The organism is uncultured Campylobacter sp. (genome assembly GCF_938030785.1).
GTDB lineage: Bacteria > Campylobacterota > Campylobacteria > Campylobacterales > Campylobacteraceae > Campylobacter_B.
The window spans coordinates 1-21,061 of the sequence record NZ_CALHIK010000100.1 but is presented as its reverse complement, the minus strand read 5'-3'; the positions used below and the strand labels follow the sequence as shown (position 1 = coordinate 21,061).

The 21,061-nt window shown below is 46.5% G+C and carries 35 protein-coding genes; 30 read left to right on the top strand and 5 right to left on the bottom strand.

Annotation, left to right across the window (positions count from 1 at the left end):
- Positions 1 to 22: 22 nt before the first annotated feature.
- The 4 genes from Q0438_RS05570 to Q0438_RS05555 form a co-directional block, all read right to left on the bottom strand.
- Complete coding sequence (locus tag Q0438_RS05570; protein ID WP_299188335.1) at positions 23 to 1,579, bottom strand: terminase family protein; 1,557 nt, start codon at positions 1,577 to 1,579, stop codon at positions 23 to 25.
- Positions 1,579 to 1,893, bottom strand: coding sequence for a hypothetical protein (locus Q0438_RS05565; protein WP_299188333.1), 315 nt, complete (start codon positions 1,891 to 1,893; stop codon positions 1,579 to 1,581). The genes Q0438_RS05570 and Q0438_RS05565 overlap by 1 nt, the downstream gene beginning before the upstream one ends.
- A gap of 9 nt (positions 1,894 to 1,902) precedes the next feature.
- On the bottom strand, positions 1,903 to 2,247 hold the full coding sequence (locus Q0438_RS05560) for a competence protein CoiA (protein WP_299188330.1): 345 nt from the start codon (positions 2,245 to 2,247) through the stop codon (positions 1,903 to 1,905).
- Positions 2,248 to 2,355: 108 nt separating this feature from the next.
- Positions 2,356 to 3,372, bottom strand: a complete 1,017-nt coding sequence (locus Q0438_RS05555; protein WP_299188327.1) for a phage portal protein — start codon at positions 3,370 to 3,372, stop codon at positions 2,356 to 2,358.
- 177 nt (positions 3,373 to 3,549) lie between these two features.
- Here Q0438_RS05555 and Q0438_RS05550 point away from each other — a divergent pair, with 177 nt between their 5' ends.
- The 19 genes from Q0438_RS05550 to Q0438_RS05460 all read left to right on the top strand — a co-directional run bounded on the left by Q0438_RS05550 (position 3,550) and on the right by Q0438_RS05460 (position 14,159).
- Positions 3,550 to 4,341, top strand: a complete 792-nt coding sequence (locus Q0438_RS05550; protein ID WP_299188324.1) for an XkdF-like putative serine protease domain-containing protein — start codon at positions 3,550 to 3,552, stop codon at positions 4,339 to 4,341.
- Entirely contained in the window at positions 4,338 to 5,231 is an 894-nt protein-coding gene (locus tag Q0438_RS05545; RefSeq protein WP_299188322.1) for a phage capsid protein, read from the top strand. The genes Q0438_RS05550 and Q0438_RS05545 overlap by 4 nt, the downstream gene beginning before the upstream one ends.
- A gap of 9 nt (positions 5,232 to 5,240) precedes the next feature.
- Positions 5,241 to 5,561 carry a hypothetical protein gene (locus Q0438_RS05540; RefSeq protein ID WP_299188320.1) on the top strand — a complete coding sequence of 107 codons (321 nt, stop codon included), beginning with the start codon at positions 5,241 to 5,243 and terminating at the stop codon, positions 5,559 to 5,561.
- A gap of 43 nt (positions 5,562 to 5,604) precedes the next feature.
- Positions 5,605 to 6,048: a glycoside hydrolase family protein gene (locus Q0438_RS05535; RefSeq protein WP_298043156.1), complete on the top strand. Its 444-nt coding sequence runs from the start codon at positions 5,605 to 5,607 to the stop codon at positions 6,046 to 6,048.
- Positions 6,026 to 6,337 carry a hypothetical protein gene (locus Q0438_RS05530; protein WP_299188317.1) on the top strand — a complete coding sequence of 104 codons (312 nt, stop codon included), beginning with the start codon at positions 6,026 to 6,028 and terminating at the stop codon, positions 6,335 to 6,337. The genes Q0438_RS05535 and Q0438_RS05530 overlap by 23 nt, the downstream gene beginning before the upstream one ends.
- Entirely contained in the window at positions 6,303 to 6,527 is a 225-nt protein-coding gene (locus tag Q0438_RS05525; protein WP_299188315.1) for a hypothetical protein, read from the top strand. Before Q0438_RS05530 ends, Q0438_RS05525 begins: the two co-directional genes overlap by 35 nt.
- 182 nt (positions 6,528 to 6,709) lie before the next feature.
- Positions 6,710 to 7,003, top strand: a complete 294-nt coding sequence (locus tag Q0438_RS05520) for a hypothetical protein (RefSeq protein WP_298043158.1) — start codon at positions 6,710 to 6,712, stop codon at positions 7,001 to 7,003.
- Positions 6,993 to 7,598, top strand: a complete 606-nt coding sequence (locus Q0438_RS05515) for a phage baseplate assembly protein V (protein WP_299188313.1) — start codon at positions 6,993 to 6,995, stop codon at positions 7,596 to 7,598. Before Q0438_RS05520 ends, Q0438_RS05515 begins: the two co-directional genes overlap by 11 nt.
- A 1-nt stretch (position 7,599) precedes the next feature.
- On the top strand, positions 7,600 to 7,887 hold the full coding sequence (locus Q0438_RS05510) for a GPW/gp25 family protein (protein ID WP_299188311.1): 288 nt from the start codon (positions 7,600 to 7,602) through the stop codon (positions 7,885 to 7,887).
- Positions 7,884 to 8,969 carry a baseplate J/gp47 family protein gene (locus Q0438_RS05505; protein WP_299188308.1) on the top strand — a complete coding sequence of 362 codons (1,086 nt, stop codon included), beginning with the start codon at positions 7,884 to 7,886 and terminating at the stop codon, positions 8,967 to 8,969. Before Q0438_RS05510 ends, Q0438_RS05505 begins: the two co-directional genes overlap by 4 nt.
- Positions 8,966 to 9,520: a phage tail protein gene (locus Q0438_RS05500; protein WP_299188306.1), complete on the top strand. Its 555-nt coding sequence runs from the start codon at positions 8,966 to 8,968 to the stop codon at positions 9,518 to 9,520. Before Q0438_RS05505 ends, Q0438_RS05500 begins: the two co-directional genes overlap by 4 nt.
- The gene (locus Q0438_RS05495; protein WP_299188303.1) at positions 9,513 to 10,757 is read left to right on the top strand and encodes a phage tail protein; all 1,245 of its coding nucleotides are present in this window, start codon (positions 9,513 to 9,515) and stop codon (positions 10,755 to 10,757) included. Before Q0438_RS05500 ends, Q0438_RS05495 begins: the two co-directional genes overlap by 8 nt.
- A 9-nt stretch (positions 10,758 to 10,766) precedes the next feature.
- Positions 10,767 to 11,252, top strand: coding sequence for a hypothetical protein (locus Q0438_RS05490; RefSeq protein WP_299188301.1), 486 nt, complete (start codon positions 10,767 to 10,769; stop codon positions 11,250 to 11,252).
- A gap of 9 nt (positions 11,253 to 11,261) precedes the next feature.
- The gene (locus Q0438_RS05485) at positions 11,262 to 11,519 is read left to right on the top strand and encodes a hypothetical protein (protein WP_299188299.1); all 258 of its coding nucleotides are present in this window, start codon (positions 11,262 to 11,264) and stop codon (positions 11,517 to 11,519) included.
- On the top strand, positions 11,519 to 12,058 hold the full coding sequence (locus Q0438_RS05480) for a hypothetical protein (RefSeq protein WP_299188297.1): 540 nt from the start codon (positions 11,519 to 11,521) through the stop codon (positions 12,056 to 12,058). The genes Q0438_RS05485 and Q0438_RS05480 overlap by 1 nt, the downstream gene beginning before the upstream one ends.
- Before the next feature lie 14 nt (positions 12,059 to 12,072).
- Positions 12,073 to 13,236 carry a phage tail sheath subtilisin-like domain-containing protein gene (locus Q0438_RS05475; protein ID WP_299188294.1) on the top strand — a complete coding sequence of 388 codons (1,164 nt, stop codon included), beginning with the start codon at positions 12,073 to 12,075 and terminating at the stop codon, positions 13,234 to 13,236.
- 33 nt (positions 13,237 to 13,269) lie between these two features.
- Positions 13,270 to 13,779 (top strand): phage major tail tube protein, encoded by a 510-nt coding sequence (locus Q0438_RS05470; RefSeq protein WP_299188292.1) that lies wholly within the window; start codon positions 13,270 to 13,272, stop codon positions 13,777 to 13,779.
- A gap of 3 nt (positions 13,780 to 13,782) precedes the next feature.
- Positions 13,783 to 14,007 carry a phage tail assembly protein gene (locus Q0438_RS05465; protein WP_299188289.1) on the top strand — a complete coding sequence of 75 codons (225 nt, stop codon included), beginning with the start codon at positions 13,783 to 13,785 and terminating at the stop codon, positions 14,005 to 14,007.
- Positions 14,004 to 14,159 carry a hypothetical protein gene (locus Q0438_RS05460; RefSeq protein WP_299188286.1) on the top strand — a complete coding sequence of 52 codons (156 nt, stop codon included), beginning with the start codon at positions 14,004 to 14,006 and terminating at the stop codon, positions 14,157 to 14,159. The genes Q0438_RS05465 and Q0438_RS05460 overlap by 4 nt, the downstream gene beginning before the upstream one ends.
- On the opposite strand, the gene Q0438_RS05455 is transcribed toward Q0438_RS05460, so the two are convergent.
- Positions 14,149 to 14,328: a hypothetical protein gene (locus tag Q0438_RS05455; protein ID WP_299188284.1), complete on the bottom strand. Its 180-nt coding sequence runs from the start codon at positions 14,326 to 14,328 to the stop codon at positions 14,149 to 14,151. The genes Q0438_RS05460 and Q0438_RS05455 overlap by 11 nt on opposite strands.
- A 50-nt stretch (positions 14,329 to 14,378) precedes the next feature.
- Here Q0438_RS05455 and Q0438_RS05450 point away from each other — a divergent pair, with 50 nt between their 5' ends.
- The 11 genes from Q0438_RS05450 to Q0438_RS05400 all read left to right on the top strand — a co-directional run.
- Positions 14,379 to 16,505, top strand: a complete 2,127-nt coding sequence (locus Q0438_RS05450) for a phage tail tape measure protein (protein WP_299188282.1) — start codon at positions 14,379 to 14,381, stop codon at positions 16,503 to 16,505.
- A 2-nt stretch (positions 16,506 to 16,507) separates the two neighbouring features.
- Entirely contained in the window at positions 16,508 to 16,891 is a 384-nt protein-coding gene (locus Q0438_RS05445; protein ID WP_299188279.1) for a phage tail protein, read from the top strand.
- Positions 16,892 to 16,903: 12 nt separating this feature from the next.
- Positions 16,904 to 17,101 carry a tail protein X gene (locus tag Q0438_RS05440; protein WP_367178500.1) on the top strand — a complete coding sequence of 66 codons (198 nt, stop codon included), beginning with the start codon at positions 16,904 to 16,906 and terminating at the stop codon, positions 17,099 to 17,101.
- Positions 17,095 to 18,078 carry a phage late control D family protein gene (locus tag Q0438_RS05435; RefSeq protein WP_299188274.1) on the top strand — a complete coding sequence of 328 codons (984 nt, stop codon included), beginning with the start codon at positions 17,095 to 17,097 and terminating at the stop codon, positions 18,076 to 18,078. The genes Q0438_RS05440 and Q0438_RS05435 overlap by 7 nt, the downstream gene beginning before the upstream one ends.
- Before the next feature lie 9 nt (positions 18,079 to 18,087).
- On the top strand, positions 18,088 to 18,504 hold the full coding sequence (locus tag Q0438_RS05430) for a DUF5675 family protein (protein ID WP_299188271.1): 417 nt from the start codon (positions 18,088 to 18,090) through the stop codon (positions 18,502 to 18,504).
- Between the two features lie 17 nt (positions 18,505 to 18,521).
- Positions 18,522 to 19,316, top strand: coding sequence for a DNA adenine methylase (locus Q0438_RS05425; RefSeq protein ID WP_299188391.1), 795 nt, complete (start codon positions 18,522 to 18,524; stop codon positions 19,314 to 19,316).
- Between the two features lie 90 nt (positions 19,317 to 19,406).
- On the top strand, positions 19,407 to 19,628 hold the full coding sequence (locus tag Q0438_RS05420) for a helix-turn-helix domain-containing protein (protein WP_299188268.1): 222 nt from the start codon (positions 19,407 to 19,409) through the stop codon (positions 19,626 to 19,628).
- Positions 19,612 to 19,878 carry a hypothetical protein gene (locus tag Q0438_RS05415; protein ID WP_299188265.1) on the top strand — a complete coding sequence of 89 codons (267 nt, stop codon included), beginning with the start codon at positions 19,612 to 19,614 and terminating at the stop codon, positions 19,876 to 19,878. Before Q0438_RS05420 ends, Q0438_RS05415 begins: the two co-directional genes overlap by 17 nt.
- Positions 19,865 to 19,993 carry a hypothetical protein gene (locus Q0438_RS05410; protein ID WP_299188262.1) on the top strand — a complete coding sequence of 43 codons (129 nt, stop codon included), beginning with the start codon at positions 19,865 to 19,867 and terminating at the stop codon, positions 19,991 to 19,993. The genes Q0438_RS05415 and Q0438_RS05410 overlap by 14 nt, the downstream gene beginning before the upstream one ends.
- Positions 19,994 to 20,097: 104 nt before the next feature.
- Positions 20,098 to 20,364, top strand: a complete 267-nt coding sequence (locus tag Q0438_RS05405) for a hypothetical protein (protein ID WP_299188260.1) — start codon at positions 20,098 to 20,100, stop codon at positions 20,362 to 20,364.
- A gap of 87 nt (positions 20,365 to 20,451) precedes the next feature.
- The coding region (locus Q0438_RS05400) for an aspartate carbamoyltransferase (protein ID WP_299188259.1) at positions 20,452 to 21,061 on the top strand (610 nt) is incomplete at its 3' end.

Here is a 21,061-nt window from a genome sequence, read left to right as displayed (position 1 = left end):
TATGTTTACGGTGCCTGAAATTTTAAATTATATACGCCTTATTCCTCCTCTCGCGTACCTTTTCAAAGTAGCTAAGCGCTAAAGCCAACGCCCAAAACCTATCGGCATGGCCGTGCTCGTTTCGATCGCTATCGTATAAAAAGCTCTTTTGCCCCGCTTTACGCTTTATAGCGTGCAGGTCTGCGATAAGCAAAGGATCGTTAGGGATAGATATGCTTTTGTCCTCGAAGTGCTTCTTTAAATTCAGAGCCAAAGCCTCCTTGACGCTAGCGGTAAAATATACTCCGCTCACGCGAGAGGTAAAGCGCGATTTAAGCCGCTCTGCTACCGGCATACCGATGCCGGTTTTATCGATCTTAAGGCAAGCCAGTAAATTTAGTCTCAAAAAATCCGTTAATAGATTTTCTTGCGCCTCAAAGCTTGCTTTTGCTATCACATCGTAAAGGCAGAGCCTTTTGATGCCCTCCCCGGCGTCATAAACCCCCATATGCACGCTTCTGTCCTTGGTGCGTCCTACGTCATAACCTGAAAACACGGGTATATTTTTCGGCGGCAATGTAGGGGTAAAATCACTCACACAAGATTTGATAAGCTCAATACCTAAAAGCGCGCTTTCATCATCTACGAATTGACATTCATAGGCGCTAGCCCAGGTATCGGCATCAAATAATGCCCTCATCGTCTCAAGATCAAATTTCAATCCCCCCGCCATAGCCCGGTAAATATCTACGCGGTGGCGGCTAAACATATAAAATTTAAGCTCGTCGCCAAACAGCTCGGCAAAAAAGCTATTTTCTTCAAAAGGGGTGGAGAGGATGGTAAGCCTACCCGCTACGGCGCCGATAGAGGGCACAAAAGCGTGCCAGATACGCTTTTGATTAGGATACCAGGCAAACTCATCCATCCAAATATCGCCGGTAAAGCCTTGCACCGTGCGGAAATTATGCGCCATAACGCGGATGGTAGCGCCATTATCAAGGCTTTTTTCATATTCGCTATCCTTGGCAAAAGATACGCCTAGCTTTTTTGCCCACATTTGCGAATAATTCATTAAAATTCTAGCCTGCTCCTCGCTGGCGCTTAAAAATAGTTGATTTCGCCCCGCTACGGCGCCAAGGAGCGCATCGAGGCTCGAAACATAGGAAAAACCTATCTGACGGGATTTTAATACGATGCGAAATTGCGAAGCGTCGTTTAAAAAATCCTTTTGATAATCGAATAGCTCGCCGCTTTTAAGCGCTATTTCTTTTAGGCTTTCATATGCTCCGTTCATTAGCGCGATGGGTTTTTTCTTATTTTTTACCTTTTGCTCTTTTGCTTTGGCGCCCTGCAGCCTAGAAAGCGAAGCTGTAAGCATAGCGATCTGCTTTGCCTTGGAGTCGCTGCTTTTGCCCTTGCTAAGCGCAGCTATTTGAGCTTTTAGATTGCGTATCGTCATCGCGCCGCCATCTTCCGCGCCCCTCTTACGCCAGCGCGCGATCGTAGCGGCATTCACTCCGTAAGATTTAGCTAGCTCGGAGGCGGCATAACCCGAGTGCAAAAGATTTAGGATAAGCTCTTTAGTCTTTTTGCTATACATCACTCATCCAGGCTAGCCGTAGCCAAAAAATCTAGGGTAAAGGTGAAATTTAGTATGTCCACGCCGCGCTCATCCGTAGCATCTACGCTAGAGCCCGTAAAGCGTAATAGAGGGGTCAGCCGCATCAGCTCTTTTAACACCGCCTCTCCGCTCGCGATAGGTACTATTACGCTAAGATTGGCGCGGTATTGCGTAAGATTTAGCGCCGATCTTTCGGATACAAAAACCTTATAATCGTCCTCATGTTTTAAAATAAGCTCCTCGCAAAGCGCAATAAGCGCTTTTTCGGTAGTGATTTTTTCGCCCAGATCCATTTTTACTCCCTAAACCGCGGCATAAAAGTAGCCGTTCGTATTCTTTTTCGTCGTTAGCTTATAAAATTTATCCATCCAGTACTCCTCCCATTGCTTTACGTCCTTGAAGGTCTCCAGGCTTTCGTCGTATTCGTTCGCACGTTGCTGGATCTTTAGCCAAAGCTTTTGCCCCAAAAGAGCAAGGCTCATATAGGCTTTAGCCTTAATCAAGTTTAGCCCGCTAATATCATATTTTTTTATCTCATATTCTGCCATCTCGATATATGGGATAATCTCTTCGTCGCTTATCATCTTTAATTTGTTATATCTGCGAATTTCGTTTAAAATTTCATCCATGTTTTTTATCCTCTGCACTCATAATTTAAAACCCCCTTCAAAAAGCTTCAAAACGCTTTCAATTTTGCCGCAAAACTTTTGCCTGTATGTTTTATCGTCCTAAGACATAAAACGGCTTAAACGCTTTTATTTGTCGTATCCTAAAATTCCACGTGCCTCGGCGAGCGATAAGATACCGCTAGCAACCAAAGAACTCATTAGCTCGCCGTCGTCCTTAAAGCTGCTAACATCTATCGGATTTAGTTTGATCTTAAAACCCAAAGAATCGAAAAACCACTCTATCTGTTTCTGCTTAGGTATAATAGTAAGCTCATTAAAGCTATGTAGCTGCTGGGCAACCTCGCCGCCGCCGCCGAGTTGAGAAGCGTTTATTATGCCCATCATCCGAGGCGGTATGCCATGAGCGGCAATAATCTCGTCTCTATTTAAATTCTTAAGTTTTTCAAAACTTATATCTTCTACTTTGCTGAGATCTTCTATGCGTACCTTAGCGTTTTCGCCGTTTGCCGTAAGCACCAAAGTTTTATGGGCTTTCTGATGGCCTTTAAAATTTACTCCAAAAAAATCTCTAAAAGCATTAAGCTGCGCTTCATCAGGTTCGGAGTTTTCAAATATGATCGCCGTATCGGCTCTAGCTGAGTTTTCAAAAAAAGCGTTATTGAAGCTATCGGCTTTTTGATTAGTCATTATGGCTAAAAGCGCGCCTAAATAATCTGGCTCGCCGTAGTATCTGCTCATAGGCGAATAATACGCCAGCTGCTTTGCATTTAGCGCGATCTTACGCCCGTTTTTTACCTGAAAAACCTCTTTGTTTTTGTCCACTCGCGCTTCTACGGAGGGCAAGATATAAAGATTTCGCCCGGCGATCTCCAAATAAGCATTGCCGAAGATTTCTAAATTTAATATGAAGGCGTATAAAAAATCCTTAGGCGTGCCTGCCATACCTTCTAATGCTTTACCGTCTTGCACGTTTGAAAGCAAAGAGGCCTTTAGCTGGATCGCTCTACGGTGATAGGTATTGGCATAAAATAATCCAAGCAAGTGTTCCGGAGCGCAAAACGGCTCTATAATACCGTCCGCACCTACAGTTTCATCTTTTATTTGCGCGCTGGCTTCTGCGGCAGCTTTAAAAATCCTATCCATATTACACCTTAAATTTTTAGCGATATTGTATAGAAAAATTTTATAAAAGTTAAGCTAAATAGCGCGTATAGCGCTTATATGGGTTTTAATTTTTTCACATTTTTGTAAAAATAACGCAACTTTTTGAGCTTATGGCAATAACCCATCGCGAGAAATTAAAACAAAGGAGGTACTAAGGTGGCAAAAGAGATCACGGATCTACAAATTCATCTAATCTCGCTCGTAAATGCAGGGGCGAATAATAAAACCGTCATCTATAAAGATAAGAATTTCGAGGAGCTTTTGCGGGTAAATTTCAGCAAGGACGTAGCGGGCGAGGAAGGGATCGTATACGGCATAGTATATGCTCCCGACGAGGTGGATAGCCAAGGCGAGTTTGCAAATGCCGCCGAGATTAAAAAGGCGGCATACGACTTTATGAAAAGAGCCGATCTTAGCTATTGCGTCGACGTAAATCACGACTTGCGCCCTGCGCCTGCTTATATCTGCGAGAGCTGGATAGTCAAGGAAAAGGATGCGTTTTTCAGTGAAACGGGCGCTTGGGCCGTAGGCATTAAGCTCGAGGACGAGGATCTGCGCGCTCGCGTAAAAAGCGGTGAGCTTTCGGGTTTATCGATGTACGGCTCCGGAGTCATCAAATCGGGTAGCGGCACAGGCAAGGAAGGCGGTATGTTAGAGGCGGTCAGGCAGGGCCTGAGAGAGTTTTTTAGCAAGAAAGATGAGAGCGAAGCGACCCCACAAGGGGTGGTTTCTAATAAAACCGAAAAAGGAGAGGAAATGAACAAAGAGGAAATTACCGAGCTAATCAAGGCCAAAACGGCGGAGAGCGACGAAAAGATGGCGAACTTGGAAAAATCGCTAGAGGATTTAGGAGCGAAGCTTGGAGCTTTGCAGGAGCAGATCAATAAGTCCGCTCAAGACGAGAGCGTCTCAAAACAAAAAACTTTAGGCAGCGAGGGGATACTATGAATAATCTAAGTGAAATTTTAAAAGGTTCAATAAATGCGCAAAGCGTTACGTTAAGCGGATCTCTAACGCCGGCGCAAGCGCACAACTTCGTAGATGCGATCAAAAACAACAACGGCTTTTTAAGCAAGATCCATACCGAAAAGATGGGAAGGCTTACCAAGGAGCTCGACGCATGGGACGTAGCCAAAGGGATCTTGGTGCGCGTAGCAAGCGGCGAAAAGCCTACCGAGGCGCAACGAGCGGCACTCGGCAAGGTAGGTACGAAGCTCGATGCCAAAGGCGTGCAGCTATTTGCTAGGATTTTGCAAGACGCGCTGGAGGACAATGCTGATAATCCAAATTTCGAGACCGAGACCCTAAACGCCTTTACGAAAGCATTCGGCAACGATCTTGCCCTACTTGGTTTCATAGGCGAGAGCGACACCTACGACGGCACCTTTAAAAAGCTGCATAAAGGCTGGATCCAAGTCGCCAAAGACGCTAGCGATACTACGAAGCTAACCTACGCAAGCTCGGATAAGGTATCGGATAGACTAAGTGCGCTCGTAGGCTCCATTAATTCCGACATCTTGGGCGAAAGCGTGGTGCTGATCAACCCTGCCGACGCACAGGCTTATAATAAAGAGCTAAGCGCGCTAAATTCTCCGATCCACTTGATCCAAGGAGGCGCGGACAAAATTTTAGGCGTACCTTTGGAGATTACCCCACTAATGCCAAAAGGCGTATATATGGCTACTCCGCTTAAAAACCTCGTGCTGGGAATGGGGCTTGACGTGCGCCGCAACCGCTGGTATGACGCGGAGGAGCGGGCATTAAAATATGTCTTTGATCTTTATGTCGATTATGAGATCGTAATCAAAAGGTGGGTCAGCCTAGCGACCGCTGCATAAGGATGCGATATGAAATATCTTGCACTAAAAAATATCTGCGCGGGCGGAAATTTCGTCCGCGAGGGTGAATATGTGGAGCTAGGGGGAGAGGTTGCCGCGGAGTATCTAAGCGTGGGCGCGATAGGGCAGGCAGAGTCTTTGGAGCTGGATAAAACCCAAACGGACGAGCCTCAGGCGGAAGGAGCGGCGCAAGAGCTGCAACCGGATATTGATACGGCCTCGTCTGAAGTCACGGGGCAGCAGCCTACCGAGTCCGAATCGCAGGCAGGGCAGGCGGAAAAGACTGCGCCTGATGAGGCTGCCGCCAAAAAGAACAAAGGTAAAAAATGAGATTTATTGCCGCAAAAGTTTTAGATAAACCGAGGAGCGAAGAATGAGCCTAATCGCAAACATCAAGGAAAACGAGGGCTTTTGCGGTGAAATTTATGAGGACACAAGGGGCTACAAGACTATCGGCTACGGCTTTTTAGTTTCGGCGCTAAGCAAAGACGAGCTAGCACTAAACGGCGGAAAGATAGAGCCGATGGGCCGCGCGGCGGCGGATCAAATTTTAGAGCTGAAATTAAAAAAGTTAAAGCCTAGGGTATTTGAAGCCTTTGCCTGGCTTCAAGACAAACCGCAAAACGTGCAGGACGTAGTGATAGAGATGTGCTATCAGATGGACGTTAACAAGGTTAAAAAATTCGTTACGACGCTTCACTACATAAGAACTAGCGAATATGAAAAGGCTATCGCAAACGGACTTCGCAGCCTCTGGGCGCAGCAAACTCCAAATCGTGCAAAGAAGGTGCTAAATGGACTACTTTCTAAATCTTAAATTTGTAGGCATCGCCTTTGCGGCAACGCTGGTCGCAAGCGGAATTTGCATAGCGCTTCTAAAAAGCGATATTTCGCAGCTAAGCACCGAAAATGCAGGGCTAAAGGTGCAGTTACAGCAATGCGAGCTAAATCTAAGCCTGCAAAACGCCGCGATCAAATCCCTTGAGGTGAATGCAAGCCGCCGTAACGAGGATAAGATCAAAAACGTTTCAAAAATTTACGTCAAAGATAAAAGTTGCGAGGCACAACTCGATGCATATAAAAAACTTCTTGATAGCGCTTTTTAGCGTACTTTATTTATGCGGCTGCGGCGCAAAGGAGCCGCAGGTAAAACAAGTCTATGTGCCGGTGCGCTGTAATCTGAAAATGCCGCTTAAACCTGCGGCAAACGGCAGCTTTGAAGCGCATAAAGAGCTTGTGAGGTACTTTTTGAGATGCGAGGAGATAGCCAAAGACTGCACGGGAGAGAAACGATGAAAGCTTTGATTTATTTACTGAGGGCTTTTGTCTTAGTGGTATTTAATCTTGAGCTTTACGTAGTCTTTGACAATCTTATACGAAGCGAAAATTTAGTACTCCTGCTTTGGTCGCTTTGTATAGGCGTTACGGGCGCTCTTTTTTCGCCTGCGTCGCTCTATAGAACCTTTAAAGTATGAGCAATGGAGTATCTGCTTTATGTGCTAGCTGCGGGCGTTGCGGGCAGCGTAACGGCTTTTTTGAAACATGGCGAGCGTGGCGCGGGCAATTTTATCAAACGAGTATTGGACGGCTGTTTTAGCGCATACATCGTTTATGAAATATCTTTCTTTTTCTTCAAAGATATGCGCCTGAGCCTTGCGATCTGCGGGATCGGCGCCTTTAAAGGTAGCGGAATTTTGGATTTGGCAGTCGGATTTATAAGAAATAAATTTGATCTAGACGATAGAAACAAGGACGAACAATATGAGCAATAACCTAAACGAGATCGGCATCATCAGCGAAGTAGGCGGAGATCGCGCACGGGTTGCGATCGGCGATATGGTCACCGACTTCTTACCCGTATTCCAGCCTTTTGCCAATTCTTTCGCCACGGGCTTCGCGCCGATTCGCGTTGGAGAGCAGGTGCTTGTGCTGCCGATACGAGGCGAGCTCAATGCAGGCGTGATCCTACGTGGTATCTATCAGGCCGCTCACAAGGCGGCCGCGACCGATAAGAAGATCCACGCAAGTTTTGAGGATGGAGTAAGCTTTTCGTATGATACGGCTAGCTCCAGCCTTGAAATTTCAAGTCCGAAGCAGATCAATATCACCTGCGAAAACGCAAGCTTGACCGCAAAATCGGTGAGCGTAAAAGCGGACGATACTACCGTGCAAAGCGGAAATATCAAGCTTTTGGGAAATACGGTCATTCAAGGATCAATCTCGACCGCGGGAAGCGGCGGAGGAAGCGGAAGCTTTGCGATCAATGGAGATCTGAGTATCATAGGCTCGCTCAAGGCAAGCGGCGACATCAGCGATGGCAGGGGCTCGCTTTCGAGCCATACCAACGGCGGAGTAGCGAGGGATTGAGATGGGTAAATACTTAATAAGCGTAGAAGATAGCATAAAAGATATTCTAAGCACTCCTATCGGCTCGCGCGTGATGCTGCCCGAATATGGCAGCCGCCTTTTTGAGCTGATCGATAGGCGGGTCAATGATGAGTTTCGCGCCGATTTGAGCTATTTCGTCATCGAAGCGGTGCAGCGCTGGGAAAAGCGGGTGCAGATCGACGAAGTGAAGCTCATAAGCTTCAAAGATCACAAGCTGAGTTTTAAAATTGTGCTAACAAACGGCAAAGAGATCGGAGTAGAGATATGAGTTTTCTTAAAAATTTGCCTTATCCCAATGTAATCGAACAGCTTAGCTACGATGAAATTTTAAAAGCTGTTAAAGAGCTTTTTAAAAAGCATCTAAATGACGATGAAATTTCGCTTCTTGAAAGCGACCGCTTTTCGGCTCTGCTTGAAACGCTTGCATATCGAGAGCTACTTTTGCGAGCCCGCATAAATAGCGCCGTAAAATCTATGCTGCTACCTTTTGCGCAGGGAGCTGATCTTGACAATATCGTTGCGATGTACGGAATCGCACGCAAAAAGGGCGAAAGACCCGTAGCGAAAGTAGAATTCACCTTGAGTATGGCGCGCGATTCGGACGTACTAATTCCGAAAGGCACTATCTTGTGTGCAAGCTCCGGCGAGCTTGCCGCGATCAAAGATGACATCGTTATAGCTGCCGGGCAGCTAAAGGGTACAGGCCGTAGCGTATTGCAGACCTTCGTCAAGCAAAGCGATCTAAAATGCGAGCTCATCCAAACGCCTTTTTCATTCGTGCTTAAAGCGCGTCAAACATCGCGCTTTGAGGGCGGTGCGGATGAAGAGAGCGACGAGAGGCTACGCGATCGCGCCGTGCTTTCGCTGGAGCGATTTTCTACGGCAGGAAGCAGGAAAGCCTATATCTATCACGCCCTTAGCGCCAATGCTAAGGTTGAGGAAGTAAGCGTGATAAACGGAGGGCCAGGCATCGTGAAGCTCTATCTAAAAACTACCGATATGAGCGAAGAGACGAGAGCAGACGTGCAAAACTATATAGGCGGCGAGCGGGTGCGGCCGCTTTGCGATACCGTAGTCGTAGAGAATGCCAAGATTATAAACGCCGTCATTAAGGCCGAGCTCGAGCTAAAAGATATGCTTTTGCAGACCCAAATTCAAAGCGAAATCGAAGCCGGCAGGACCAGTCTAAGCCTCGGCGAGGATCTAAATTTAAGCTATATCTATTCTACTCTGCACCGCGAGGGGGTGTACCGAGTAAATTTAAAACAGCCCGCCGCCGATATAAAGGCGGACGTGGATAGCTTTGTGAAAATCAAATTTGAGCTGAGCTTCGCAAAGGCCGTATTATGAGTATTTTGCCGAATGGAAAGCCAAAATTTGACAAGAAGCTGGACGATCTTTTTGGGTTGAGCCTTGCAGGTCTTGATATAGGCGCGATAAATACCTTGGCGGATAGTTGCCCCGCTTCGCTTCTTGGGATTTTGGCAGATAGCCTGGATGTGAATATAGATGGGCTAAATGAGACCGTCGCAAGGCTGCTTGTCAAAGAGGCCTTTAAAATTCACTACTATTCGGGCACCTTTTACGCAGTCAAAAAGGCGGTGAATGCGATCGATAGCGGAGCGATCATAGTAGAGGGAAATTTAGGGCAGAAATATGACGGCTCTATAAAACATGATAGAAGCAGATTTTATGGCTCAAATTCACACTGGGCCGAATATAGCATCATAAGTAGCATTCCTCTTTCAAAGAACAAGGCGGCGGCGATAGCGACCGCGGCAAAAGCGGCGGCGCCCGCAAGGTGCGTGCTAGCTCTGATCGAGCATTCAACAAATCAGATCAAGCACAATGGACAGATAAAATATAATGATCAATTCAACTATGGAGCATACAATGGCTAATGTGAAAGAAGATAAAATTTGGGAAGAAGGGATATATCAGCTCGAAGTAACCGACCCCGTAGTGGGCGGAATAGACGGCATAAGTAACAAACAGGCTAAGCAGCTGGCAAACCGCACGAGCTATCTAAAAGAGCAGCTCGAGAATGATAAAAATAGCGTAGATACCGCCCTTGCAAAGAAACGAGACGTTGAGGATAGCTACTCAAAAACCGAGGTGGATGAAAAGCTCACCGCCATAGGCACGACTATCGGTGAAAAGCTCGGTAAATCCGAAACCGCCGCAGATAGCGCAAAACTCGGCGGGCTTGCCGCCGATAAATACGCCCTCAAATCCGAGGCTAGCGACGGGCTGAAGATAGGCTCATATCTGCTTTGGTCTAGCAATCGAACTACCCCGGCGGGCTTTCTTCCGGCAGACGGCAGAAGACTTCAGAAATCCGAATATATCGAGCTATTCGACGTCATCGGCTATACTTATGGCGGAAGCGGCGAGCACTTCAATCTGCCGAAATTCAACGACGGCAAATTTATCCGCGGCACGGGCGGCAATGCGGCGAGCCTTGGGATAGCGCAAGACGATGCTATCAGGAATATTACCGGAGTGATGGGAACTATTTTATCCCAAGGCGGACACGACGGCAAGCTGATTTTTCAAACCGCCGCAGGCAGTATGGTGGATGAAGGAACTCGTAGGGTTCATTTCTGCAGTACATACACCTTGAATTTTGATGCCTCGCGCGCAGTGCCGGTAGCCTCTGAAAATCGCCCATACAATATGAGCGTGATCATACTCATCAAGGTAAAAAACGTCTTTGAAGTTACGAATGTAGATAAATCCCCGTATGCTACCGAGGTAAAAGCCGGCATCGTAAAACTAAAGAATTCCATCACTGGGAGCTTGAGCGATGCAGCCGTAAGCGAGAAAGCCGCGAAAGAATACGCGGACAAAAACGCCAGCATCGGTATAGGGCAAACTTTACAAAACCTCAAAAGCAAAAGAAGAAATGGCGAAATTTATACAAACACTACAGGTAGGCCTATTTTCATTTTTGTTTCACAGCAGCAATCTTCTAGCTCGCAAACTTGCGAACTAGAAATTAACGGAGAAAAGGTCATTAGGAATATCACATATAGCAATGCTGACGGCTGCATCATTGTTGCGCCTATACCTGCAGGAGCGACATACAAAATAATATATAAAAATTATCCTCCCTTAGAATGGTGGGAATTAAGGTAAGGAGATATTATGAAGTATTACAAAAATTCACAAGGTGAAGTCTATGCCTATGACGATGACGTAAGCGAGGATCAGATCAAAGAGGGTCTAACAAAAATAACAGAAGCGCAGGCAAAAAGTATGCTTGAGCCGAGCCTTGAGGAGCTCAAAGCCGCAAAGACCGCAGAGCTCGCTTCGTGGGTGAACGCAATGGGCGAGAGCTGCAAGGTTGAAATCAAAGACTTTGGCGCCGTCAACGGCGGATATAAATACCTGCTCAATATCGGAAGCATGATCGATACCTTCGATAGCCTCGAGGTGCGGGGCTTTAGGATGTATGACAATACGATGAAAAAGATAAACGGGCAAGAGGATCTCAAAAAGATCAAGCGTGCCATTCAGATTGCCGGGCAGAAATTGCATGTGCTGAAGTGGGGCTATGAAACCGCAATCGAGAAGGCAAAAACCTCAAAGGCGCTTGAGGCTATCAAATTTGCAGACACAATAGAAGTATAGGAGGATTTTATGGGATATTTTATACTTTTTTTGACGAGCTTTATTTTAGGAATTCTTGCCTGCCCGCTGGTTATATTCTTGCGGGCGCGCAAGTGCGATCAATGGGATCGCTCAAATATGATGAATATCTTTCGAGTGATCGCACACCTTGCAACGCATCCAGACGACTTCGCAAAATTTCAGTATGAGGACGGCTCAAGACCTTTTTGGTATCTGCTCGGCGATGAATTCGCAGATATAGTCAAAAGCCGTCCAAAGGAGCGATGATGTTTTGGATACTGAATAGACTACGCGGGCAGTATAGCTATTTCGCCAAGCTGAACGCTTTGGTAGTGGCGCTACTAATATTTGCCTTTTACGGCAATTTTTTCGTAGCCATCATCTGCGGACTTGGGTATTTGCTGGGCGAGGCCAAAGGCTGGGGCGTATGGGTCGGTGCGCTCATCACGCATAGCGACTTCAAAGATGAGCGTGAAAATAGGCTCATAGAGCGCGTCGCCGCTAGGCTTTTCGAGCCCAAAACTCATTGGCTAGCGTATTGCAGGCTTTGCCTATCTCTGCGCGGGCTTTTATGGTGGCTGCCGGTATTCGTACCGCTGCTCTTTGCGGGCGTCTATACCGCCCCGCTTTTTGCCGTAGCTCTTGCGGCGGGCTTTCCGCTTGCTTGTGAGCTAGGATATCGCACGAAATGGACGCTGCGATTTCGAGCTTTTGAGGCGAGCGATGCGTGGGGCAGACAAGAGGTGTTTTATGGGGCTATGCAGGATTTGGCGTTTATCGCCATATATTTGATATCGAAATTTTAAACAAAGGAGAAAAGATGGCTGCAAAATTTGGAGTAAACGTAACCGTTTCGGCAGAGGCGGCGCGACCGATAAGTGTAGAAAGTACTACGCCTATCGGGATAGCAGGATATGAAGAGGTGCTACAAAACGGCCTACATTTTTTTATGACGACCGATAAGGCGATTACCGCACTCGAGGAAATTTACGAGGCGAAAAAGAAGGCGAGCGAGCAATTTAAAAAAGGCTCAATCTATCGCGCGCTAAAAGCTATAGCTGATCAAGCGGTGCAAACGCAAATTATCTTATCGGTTTTTACTCGTACCGATAATAATGATGATAGCGACGATATCACGGCTTGTAAGGCCGCAATCGAGGCCTTTAAAAATGCAAAGTCCGCAACCGGCTATCGTCCAAATTTGCTAATCGCTCCCGAGTTTAGCGGCGAGGACGCAATCAAATCAGCACTCGAAGCTATGGCTACAAGGCTTAAAGCCACCGGTATCGTTGATCTCAAAGCTTCAAGCGCAAGCGAAGCTATCACAAAGATGGGAAGCTTCGGCACCTCTCGCCTGCTTGCCGCCTATCCTTATGTCAAGACCTGGGACGATGAAACAAACGATTATGCAATGACGCCTCAATCGGCTCGTATTGCCGGAATGATCGCCTATGTAGACGGCCTTAGCGAATTCGGATATTCCGATAGCTATTCTAACCGAGTGATGGGCGGTATCGTCGGCACGGCGATAGACGTAGACTTTGAGCTGGGCGAAACCTGCACGGCGGATGAACTACGCGCGGCGCATATCAGCACGATCATCAGAGAAAGCGGCTTTCGGGCTTGGGGCGGAGAGACTAGCGACGTCGATAGCATTTGGCAGGATCTTGCCAGGGGAAGGATTTTTGATCGTATCTCGCAGGCTTGCCAAAAAGGGGTGTTTTTTGCGATAGATCGCAAAGCCGATCAACTCTATCACGCAAAAAGAAGCGTAGATGAGCTACTGCGGGCTCTCGTAGGAGCTAGAGTACTGCTCGGGTATGAACTTAGCTGGAGCGCGAAAAATACCCTTGCAAACATTACGGCAGGGAAATTTTATCTTGACGTCAGAATGCAAAATAACCCGATCGTAAAGCAACTAACGTTAGATTTTATCTACGTAGATACATACGGCAAGGTGCTAATGGATTCGCTCAGTAGGTAGAGAGACGGAGAATTTTAAAACAAGGAGAAAAATATGAAAAGAATTATTCCTCAAGCAGTGCAGGAGTGCAATGTATTTGTAAACGGTCAGGGCTATTTAGGCGTTACAAAAACGCTCAAACTTCCTACTATGGAGTTTGAGACGATAGAGGCCAAAGGTGCGCTTAGCGCAAATTATAGCAGCGGCATTTTGGCTGCGACCGAGGTAAGCTTCACGATCCGCATTGCAGATAGAAACACTTGGCTTGCTATGGGTCTGAATGCCTTTAGCTCGCGCGTGCCGTTTCTTTTCACCGCCTCGATCTATCAAGCATCAGGCGAGCCGAAGCCGTTTAGCGCAGCTTTTACGGGTGATATTACAAAGATTGAATTTGCAGATTTTGAAAGCGGCGCCGAGATGGAAGTTACGATCACATTGCAGGCGCATTTCGTCGATATCAATATCGACAAGGTGCCAGTGGTGCTCAAAGATAGCGAGAATATGATCTTGCTTATCAGCGGGGTGGATTATATGGCGAAAGTAAGATCAAATTTAGGAGAGTAAAAAATGAGAAATATCAAAGTGAATTTGCCGATTTGCGGCGAAGAGATAGAGGTTTTTGCGCCGAGCGTAAAAACCTTCAAAGCCGTTTCGGCTGAAAAAACCGAGATCGAGCAAAGCATAAAACTCTGCGCTGCTTGCGCCAACAAAACTCCGGCGCAGATCGAGGAGCTCGATATCGCCGACTTCAACGTTTTACAAAAGGCGGTACAGGGTTTTTTGGACGTTTGAGCGCAGCCGATAATGAAAACATCGCGCTGCTAGGCTACGTGCTGCATTTTAGCTATAGCGAAATTTTAATGATGGATATCGTGGATTTTAGCGAGTTCGTCTCTATTGCGCTTAAAATTTTAAAAGCGCAAAACGGAACGCTCAAAGCCTAAATAGGCGCTTAAATGCCTTGTGAAGCGGATCCAAAAATAACATGACTAGCGGCACTACGACAAAAACCACTAAAATAGGATTGAACTCTAGTCCGAAAATCACGCTGAAGATAAGCACGGCAGCCGTTATGAAACAGCTATAAATATCTACTAATCTTGAATAGTTCATAGCTGTATTCTAACATAAATTTTAAAATTTGCAGCAAGAAAGGAGGTAAAATGGATAATCAAACTACGCTCGGAATAAGTATAGGGCTGGTTTTGAAAGGACTTTCTAGCGTCAAATCTGCTGATTCCGCGATAAAAGGGCTTGCGCGTAGTGCAAAAAACGCCGGCGTAAGCGTAAAAAGTATAAGCGAAAATTTGCGCGGGCTAAAGGGCGTAAGCAAGGATATAGCTCGCTACAAACAAACAATTTCGGATGAAATAGGAAATCTTGCGGGCACTCTTGCAAAAACCGCAAGCCTTGCCGTACCGATAAAATTTGCCATTGACGACGAAGCGGCCTTTGCTGACGTAAAAAAATATGTAGACGGCACCGATGAGGAGATGGCAAGGCTTAAAGGCGAGCTTAGAAATCTGAGCGCAAGCTTCGGTAAGAGCTTCAGTGACGTTGCCTCTATCTCCTCAGAGGGTGGCAAAGCAAATTTAAGCGGCGATGAGCTCATAAAATACGTCAGACTTACCACCACCGCGATGAGCGCCTTTGCTATGAGTGCAAACGATGTCGGTAAAGCTACGAACAATATGTTTGTAGGCTTTGGTATCAAAAACACCCAAGGTATCGAGGAGCTTTTCGACACCATAAATCTACTCGACAATAAGGTAAAAAACGCTAACGCCGATCAAATTTTAGAGGCTACCTCTTTGCTTGCCGCTACGGCAAGGATGATAGATTTAGACGGCAAGACTACGGCTGCATTTGCCTCTACCCTGCTTAGCACGGGCAAGGCTACGAGCGTCGTGGGTACTTCGCTGAACGATTTTTTTACGACATTAGCAAGCGCGGAAAAACAACCGAAGAAATTCCACGAAGCCCTGAAACAGATCGGGCTGGATGCCCAAACACTTAAAGAAAATTTGAACAAAGACTCTACCGCCGCGATGGTGGATTTCCTAGAGAGGATCAAGGCTGCGCCTAAAGATGCGCAAGCGGGAATTTTATACGATTTAGTCGGCGGCAACTACAACGATGAGATAGCATCTTTGGTGCAAAACATAGACGAACTTAAAGCCAATATCGCTCTGGCGCGCAGCTCAGAAGCCAAAGGCTCTATGGAAAAAGAGTTACAGGTTAAGCTCAATACCACCGCCTCAGCATTAGATAGGCTAAAGCAGTCTTGGATAAATTTAGCCTCCAGCATAGGCGAGACCTTCTTGCCTGTTATTGAACTCGCAGCAAAATCGCTAGCTGCTTTAGGCAATATGCTTAGGAAATTTAACGAAAAATTTCCTACGCTCGCCAAACTTCTGACCGGTGCGGTAGGCGGCTTCATAGCTCTTGGAGTAGCGATCAGCGGCGTTAAAATAGGCTTTGCAGGCCTTATGCTTGCTTTTGCGCCGTTTAGAACGGCTTATCATATCATCGCGCTAGTAGTCAAAGGGATGTGGGCGCTTACTGCCGCCACGCTTCGTGCGAATATTGCGCTTATAACGCAAAGAGCCGCTATGATTGCTCACGCCGTGGCAAGCAAGGCCGCAGCAGCAGCTATGGCTATATTGCGAGGTGCAAGCATCGCCGCAGCCGCGGGCTTTCGCATAATGAAGCTGGCTCTAATCACTACTGGCATCGGCGCCATAGTCGTAGGACTTGCTACGGCGGCGGTGTGGCTGTATGAGAATTGGGATAGAGTCAAAGCCTTTTTTCAAAACTTTTGGCAAAAAATCAAGCCTGAATGGGAAAATTTTAAGAGCTGGCTAGATAGCTGGATAAAAGCATTCAGTAGTGTATTTGATGAGACGGTGGCGTGGTGGAAGGATCTATTTGCGGACTTTTTTGGCTGGATAGGCGAAAAGATCGATTGGGTGCTTAGCAACATAAAAAGCGTAGGGGAATTTTTTGGCTTTGGCGGTCGAGGCGCGCCGGTTACGGCGCCTGCTTATGCTAATGCCGATCGAAATTTCACCCCAGCTCCGAATCGCCCTATGGGCGAAGCACTCAGCACTCTTAGCTCAAGCCGCGCCGGGGGCAGCAATACAAATATAACCTTTAACGGGGATTTTAAGATCGACGCTCACGGAGGCAGTATCGATACCGAAGCTTTTAAGCGTCAAATTTCAAAAGACGTGCAAGAGGCTATCAGGCGAAATGAGCGAAATGAGAAAAATACGGACGTGAGAGGTTAAAAATGGTTTTAAATTTGGGCGGCTTTAAATTTGAGTGGAAGCAAACAAGCGAGATAGCGATCGAGACGGAATTTGGCATAAGCTCCGCCGAGCGGGTAAATAATCACTCTGCATTGCTTAACGCAAACCTAGGCACGCAGAGCATTACCCTTAGCGGACAAACTCTGCCCTTCGCCTGCGACGGACAAAGCGCGCTTAAGCCGCTTTACGCTTTGGCGGAGCTGCGGCAGTCGCTACCACTCGTGACGGGGCTTGGGAAATATCTAGGCAGATTTGCGATAGAAAAGATCAGCGAAAACAGATCCGTATTCGCTCCAAATGGAGCATTTTTCACGCAGACATTCAGCCTTACGCTTAGAAGGGATTACGATGCAGACGAAATCTAATCAAAAAGAGGCATAAATATGATTTATAAAGCAAAAGACGGCGAGCGGTTGGACCAGATCGTTTATCAACATTATGGGCATTTAAGGTATTTTGAAAGCGTGCTGGAATTGAATCCAAAGCTAGAGGTTATTTTAAAAGCAGGCGAGCTCGTAACCCTGCCGGAATTGAGCGAAGAAAAAATACCGCAAAAGCAGGCCACATTATGGTGAGAAAACCGATCTTTAAACTTGAAGCAAACGGCAAAGATATCACACAAACCATAAAACAAAATTTGATTAGCCTAGGCTTTGACGACAAAGAGGGCTTTAAAAGCGACGAGATCAGTTTCAAGGTGCACGGTATCTATGCAAAACCGACGTTCGGCGACAAGCTTGAGCTTTGGCTGGGCTGGGCGGGCGAGGGAGTGGAAGGCTCCGATCTGATGTGGCTATGCGGTAAATTTGCCGTGCAGACCTGCGAACGAGATTTTAAAGAGCAAAGTACCGAGGTACGTGCGACCGCCGTAGATTTTGCCGGTGAGATCAAGACCAAAAAACGCCGCAGCTGGGAAAATACCACGCTTTTTGCCATTGCCGGCAAGATCGCGGACGAAAACACCCTGCGCCTCAAAACAAGCGGAGAGGATATGACGATCAGATCGCGCCTACAAGACGGAGTGAGCGATTTGGAGTTTTTATACTCGCTTAGCAAGGAGCTTGGCTATCTAGCCGCCACCAAAAACGATACTCTGATCCTAGCGCCAAAAAGCAGAGGTGATGAAGCAGACGGAGCAGAGACAGAGAGCGGACTGCCGCAAATCGAGCTAAACTTAAGCGAACTCGAGTCTTTAAATATCACCGAGGCAAATCGCAATGCATACGGATCGGTTACTTGCGAATGGCAGGACGTAGAAAGCGGGAAACGCAAACAGATCAAAGTGGGTAAAGGCAAACAGACTTATAAGATGCAAATCCCAGAGCCGAAAAGTGATGCCGAGGCCTATAAGCTGGCGCAAAGCAAGCTAAATGAGCTAAAAAAGGGCGGTATTAACGGGCGGTGCTCGTGTATGGGCGCCAATATCGTCGCGGGCGCGCAGGTCAAATTTAAAGGTACTGCGGGGCTTGAGGATGTTAAATTTAGCGTAAAATCGGTTTCGCATACGCTAGAGCCGTCAGCCTACAATATAGAGATAGAATTTGAAGGATAAGGAGCAAAGATGATTTTAGAAATCGTGAGATTTAAAGAAATTGATGATATGACGCTCGGGCGCTTCATATTGCGAGACGGCGAAAGAGTAGTGCTCATAGGCTATACCTGCGAGCCTGCGGGCCCCGATACCACAGAGAGCGGCAAGGATAGACGCATACCGCAAGGAAGGTATCAAACAGCCTGGCACGAGAGCCCGAAATTTAGAGTTCGTCTGCCGCTGCTGTATAACGAGCAGGTACCCAAAAGCCGCTGCATTCTGATCCATTCGGGCAACACCGGACGCAATACCGAGGGCTGCGTGCTATTAGGCACATCTTTGGGCGCGCACGGAGTGAAAGACTCCCGTGCGGCTTTAGGAGCGCTACTCGCCGCCGTAAAAGGGCAAGAATTTGCGGTACAGATTAAAAACGAGATAAAGGAATGAAATGAGCGTTTTAAAAAATACAAATAACACCCCAAAAATGGGGGGGGGGTAAATTTAAACCCCTTCACGCTCCCTTCGCCTGGGTGGGCGGCAAGAGCAAGCTAGCGGCACAGATCATCCCCTTAATGTGCCCGCATCAAAAATATATCGAGGTATTCGGTGGAGCTCTATCGGTTTTTTACCGAAAAGAGCCCTCAAAAATTGAAATTTTAAACGACATCAACGGCGACCTCATAAACCTACACCGAATAATTCAAACTAGGCCGCAGAGTTTAAACTCGTATATTAACGGACTTTTAAGAAGCAGAGAGATGTTTTACGCCATCAAGCAGAGAAAGCTTAAGCCGCGCAATAAGATAGAAGCGGCGGCGTTTTATTATTTTCAAATTGCGGCAAGCTTTGGCGCAAAGGGTGAGCACTTCGCTATGTCAAAAGGTCGCAGTGCTAAGAATATTTATAGGGATTTTTGCGTTTATTCGTGCAGACTTAGACGAGCCACGATCGAAAATTTAAGCTACGAGAAGCTTATAAAAGAATATGATAGCGAAGATAGCCTCTTTTACTTAGATCCTCCGTACGTCGGCACCGAAAATTATTACAAAACGGCAGATGGATTTAGCAGGCAAGATCACGAAAGCTTGGCTGAAATTTTACGAAGCATCAAGGGTAAATTTATGCTTAGCTACAACGATTGCGAGCTAATACGAGAGTTTTATAAAGGTTTTAATCTTAAGGAGTTAAAGATTAGCTACAGCCTTAATAATGCAGCAGAGCGAAAGAGTAGCAGCGAGCTTTTGATTATGAATTATTGAGGAAGGAGCTTATTTGGATTTTTAAATTAAAACTTTCTAAAGCATAATTTTCACTTGTAAAAAATCTCATTTTTCACTTAAGGGTAAAAAATGAGAAATTTTTTTACGAAAAATGTGAGAAGTGTTACAAAGTATCTAAGAGCGGCGCAGATTGCTAATATCTACGGCATAGGCTTAAGCACGGTGTGGTATTTTGCTAAACAAGGCTTTCTAAGACCGATAAAATTTAGCAAAAATATCACCTTTTTTAACCCCGCCGAAGTGGAGGCATTTTTTATGAGAAAGGCGGCGCAAGATGAAGCCGCTGTTTAAGGATGAAGCCGAAAGGGGACTTTATTCGGAATTTACGAAAATGCTGTCCGCCTGCTATCCCGACATTTTAAAATCGGCGATAGCGGACGAGCCGAGCGAGTTTAAAGGCGGGGTTAATGAGGGGTTGGTAGTCGCCTTTGATTTGTTTCAAGCCATAAGCGTGCAACGCGAGCAAATGCAAGAGCTACAAATCGAGAACGGAAGGCTAATCCAAACTTTTTTAACGGGGGCGAGCAATGGGGCGAAGTAAGCTAAATTTTACCCCTAGCGCGTTTTGTTTCAGCGCGGGCGATAAAGATACGCTAAAGGCATTTAAAAGGCAGCTACATATCTACAAGGTGCAGAGCCTAGACGGAGCGTCGTAGGAGCTGTTAGACTGCGCTTATGACCTATTCCACATCACGAGGACGCAAGAGGAGAGTATCAAAGCCTTAGAGGTCAAAGCAGGCATAAGAGAGGAACGGAAAAAATGAAAGCTAACAATCATAAAAGAACGCTTTTAAAAATAATGTTAGAACAAGGGCGCGTAACGGCGGGGCGAGTATTCGGCATAAGCAACGCCAACCAGTATCTAGGTGAGCTTAAGCGAGAGGGTGCCATTAAAGACCGGTGGACGCAAGAGGACGGGCGGCGGTTTAAATGGTGGTATATCGTGGATTTCGATAAAGCCAAAAAGAAAATAGGGGGTTGGGGCGACAAAGAAGCAAAAGCTAAGAATACGCCTCATAAAGATTAAATTAAAATATTTAAGGGCGGTTAGTGTCAAGCGAAACCGCCCTTTGGAAATTAAAACGTGGAAATTTTACCTTACGTTAGCCAAATATTGGCTGAAACCCCAGACATTCATATCGACACAATCCGCGCAAGCTTTTTTAAAAACGCCGTAACCAAAAAGCGGTTTAGCAAAATGGGGCTTTTAAAAAGCATAGCCAAAAATCACGGCTTAAAATGGCGGAAAATGCAAGATACCAAAGAGATTAAAGTCGCGGGGCGTTATGAGTTTCGCGGGCTGAAAATAATCAATATCTACGAACTCGAAAACCTAAGCATATTTTACGCCACTACAAAAAGCCCGAATAGCTGCGATAAAAAAGCGGTTATCGAGTTTTACGGGCTAAGGCAATATCATAAGCCCGCCCCGCCTCTCGATTTAATAGCGGAGCTGCTAGACGCCGTTAATAACGTCTCAAGTATTGACCTTTGTTATGATAGCTGCGCGCCTTTCAACCTAGACGCATTCGAGATAATCAGGCACGGAAACACCGCCTACGTAAAAGCAGAGTTTGGCGCGCTGCAAAGGATTTATTTTTACGACAAGGCGTTAAAGAACGATTTAGGCTCTCCTTTGTATCGAGCGGAGGTGACCGCGCCCATAATCGATTTAAACAAGCCTGCCCTGCTACCCAAGACCGAACGGCTTGATTTACAGCTGC

What these genes read in the sequence shown, in the direction of transcription:
- Q0438_RS05570 (WP_299188335.1), bottom strand. Translation starts at nt 1,579, where the DNA reads ATGTATAGCAAAAAGACTAAAGAGCTTATCCTAAATCTTTTGCACTCG.
- Q0438_RS05495 (WP_299188303.1), top strand. Translation starts at nt 9,513, where the DNA reads ATGGCTAATGTGAAAGAAGATAAAATTTGGGAAGAAGGGATATATCAG.
- Q0438_RS05530 (WP_299188317.1), top strand. Translation starts at nt 6,026, where the DNA reads ATGGACTACTTTCTAAATCTTAAATTTGTAGGCATCGCCTTTGCGGCA.
- Q0438_RS05485 (WP_299188299.1), top strand. Translation starts at nt 11,262, where the DNA reads ATGGGATATTTTATACTTTTTTTGACGAGCTTTATTTTAGGAATTCTT.
- Q0438_RS05480 (WP_299188297.1), top strand. Translation starts at nt 11,519, where the DNA reads ATGTTTTGGATACTGAATAGACTACGCGGGCAGTATAGCTATTTCGCC.
- Q0438_RS05430 (WP_299188271.1), top strand. Translation starts at nt 18,088, where the DNA reads ATGATTTTAGAAATCGTGAGATTTAAAGAAATTGATGATATGACGCTC.
- Q0438_RS05420 (WP_299188268.1), top strand. Translation starts at nt 19,407, where the DNA reads ATGAGAAATTTTTTTACGAAAAATGTGAGAAGTGTTACAAAGTATCTA.
- Q0438_RS05410 (WP_299188262.1), top strand. Translation starts at nt 19,865, where the DNA reads ATGGGGCGAAGTAAGCTAAATTTTACCCCTAGCGCGTTTTGTTTCAGC.
- Q0438_RS05545 (WP_299188322.1), top strand. Translation starts at nt 4,338, where the DNA reads ATGAATAATCTAAGTGAAATTTTAAAAGGTTCAATAAATGCGCAAAGC.
- Q0438_RS05525 (WP_299188315.1), top strand. Translation starts at nt 6,303, where the DNA reads ATGCATATAAAAAACTTCTTGATAGCGCTTTTTAGCGTACTTTATTTA.
- Q0438_RS05445 (WP_299188279.1), top strand. Translation starts at nt 16,508, where the DNA reads ATGGTTTTAAATTTGGGCGGCTTTAAATTTGAGTGGAAGCAAACAAGC.
- Q0438_RS05455 (WP_299188284.1), bottom strand. Translation starts at nt 14,328, where the DNA reads ATGAACTATTCAAGATTAGTAGATATTTATAGCTGTTTCATAACGGCT.
- Q0438_RS05520 (WP_298043158.1), top strand. Translation starts at nt 6,710, where the DNA reads ATGGAGTATCTGCTTTATGTGCTAGCTGCGGGCGTTGCGGGCAGCGTA.
- Q0438_RS05565 (WP_299188333.1), bottom strand. Translation starts at nt 1,893, where the DNA reads ATGGATCTGGGCGAAAAAATCACTACCGAAAAAGCGCTTATTGCGCTT.
- Q0438_RS05435 (WP_299188274.1), top strand. Translation starts at nt 17,095, where the DNA reads ATGGTGAGAAAACCGATCTTTAAACTTGAAGCAAACGGCAAAGATATC.
- Q0438_RS05450 (WP_299188282.1), top strand. Translation starts at nt 14,379, where the DNA reads ATGGATAATCAAACTACGCTCGGAATAAGTATAGGGCTGGTTTTGAAA.
- Q0438_RS05515 (WP_299188313.1), top strand. Translation starts at nt 6,993, where the DNA reads ATGAGCAATAACCTAAACGAGATCGGCATCATCAGCGAAGTAGGCGGA.
- Q0438_RS05540 (WP_299188320.1), top strand. Translation starts at nt 5,241, where the DNA reads ATGAAATATCTTGCACTAAAAAATATCTGCGCGGGCGGAAATTTCGTC.
- Q0438_RS05535 (WP_298043156.1), top strand. Translation starts at nt 5,605, where the DNA reads ATGAGCCTAATCGCAAACATCAAGGAAAACGAGGGCTTTTGCGGTGAA.
- Q0438_RS05475 (WP_299188294.1), top strand. Translation starts at nt 12,073, where the DNA reads ATGGCTGCAAAATTTGGAGTAAACGTAACCGTTTCGGCAGAGGCGGCG.
- Q0438_RS05465 (WP_299188289.1), top strand. Translation starts at nt 13,783, where the DNA reads ATGAGAAATATCAAAGTGAATTTGCCGATTTGCGGCGAAGAGATAGAG.
- Q0438_RS05505 (WP_299188308.1), top strand. Translation starts at nt 7,884, where the DNA reads ATGAGTTTTCTTAAAAATTTGCCTTATCCCAATGTAATCGAACAGCTT.
- Q0438_RS05415 (WP_299188265.1), top strand. Translation starts at nt 19,612, where the DNA reads ATGAAGCCGCTGTTTAAGGATGAAGCCGAAAGGGGACTTTATTCGGAA.
- Q0438_RS05470 (WP_299188292.1), top strand. Translation starts at nt 13,270, where the DNA reads ATGAAAAGAATTATTCCTCAAGCAGTGCAGGAGTGCAATGTATTTGTA.
- Q0438_RS05500 (WP_299188306.1), top strand. Translation starts at nt 8,966, where the DNA reads ATGAGTATTTTGCCGAATGGAAAGCCAAAATTTGACAAGAAGCTGGAC.
- Q0438_RS05405 (WP_299188260.1), top strand. Translation starts at nt 20,098, where the DNA reads ATGAAAGCTAACAATCATAAAAGAACGCTTTTAAAAATAATGTTAGAA.
- Q0438_RS05555 (WP_299188327.1), bottom strand. Translation starts at nt 3,372, where the DNA reads ATGGATAGGATTTTTAAAGCTGCCGCAGAAGCCAGCGCGCAAATAAAA.
- Q0438_RS05510 (WP_299188311.1), top strand. Translation starts at nt 7,600, where the DNA reads ATGGGTAAATACTTAATAAGCGTAGAAGATAGCATAAAAGATATTCTA.
- Q0438_RS05490 (WP_299188301.1), top strand. Translation starts at nt 10,767, where the DNA reads ATGAAGTATTACAAAAATTCACAAGGTGAAGTCTATGCCTATGACGAT.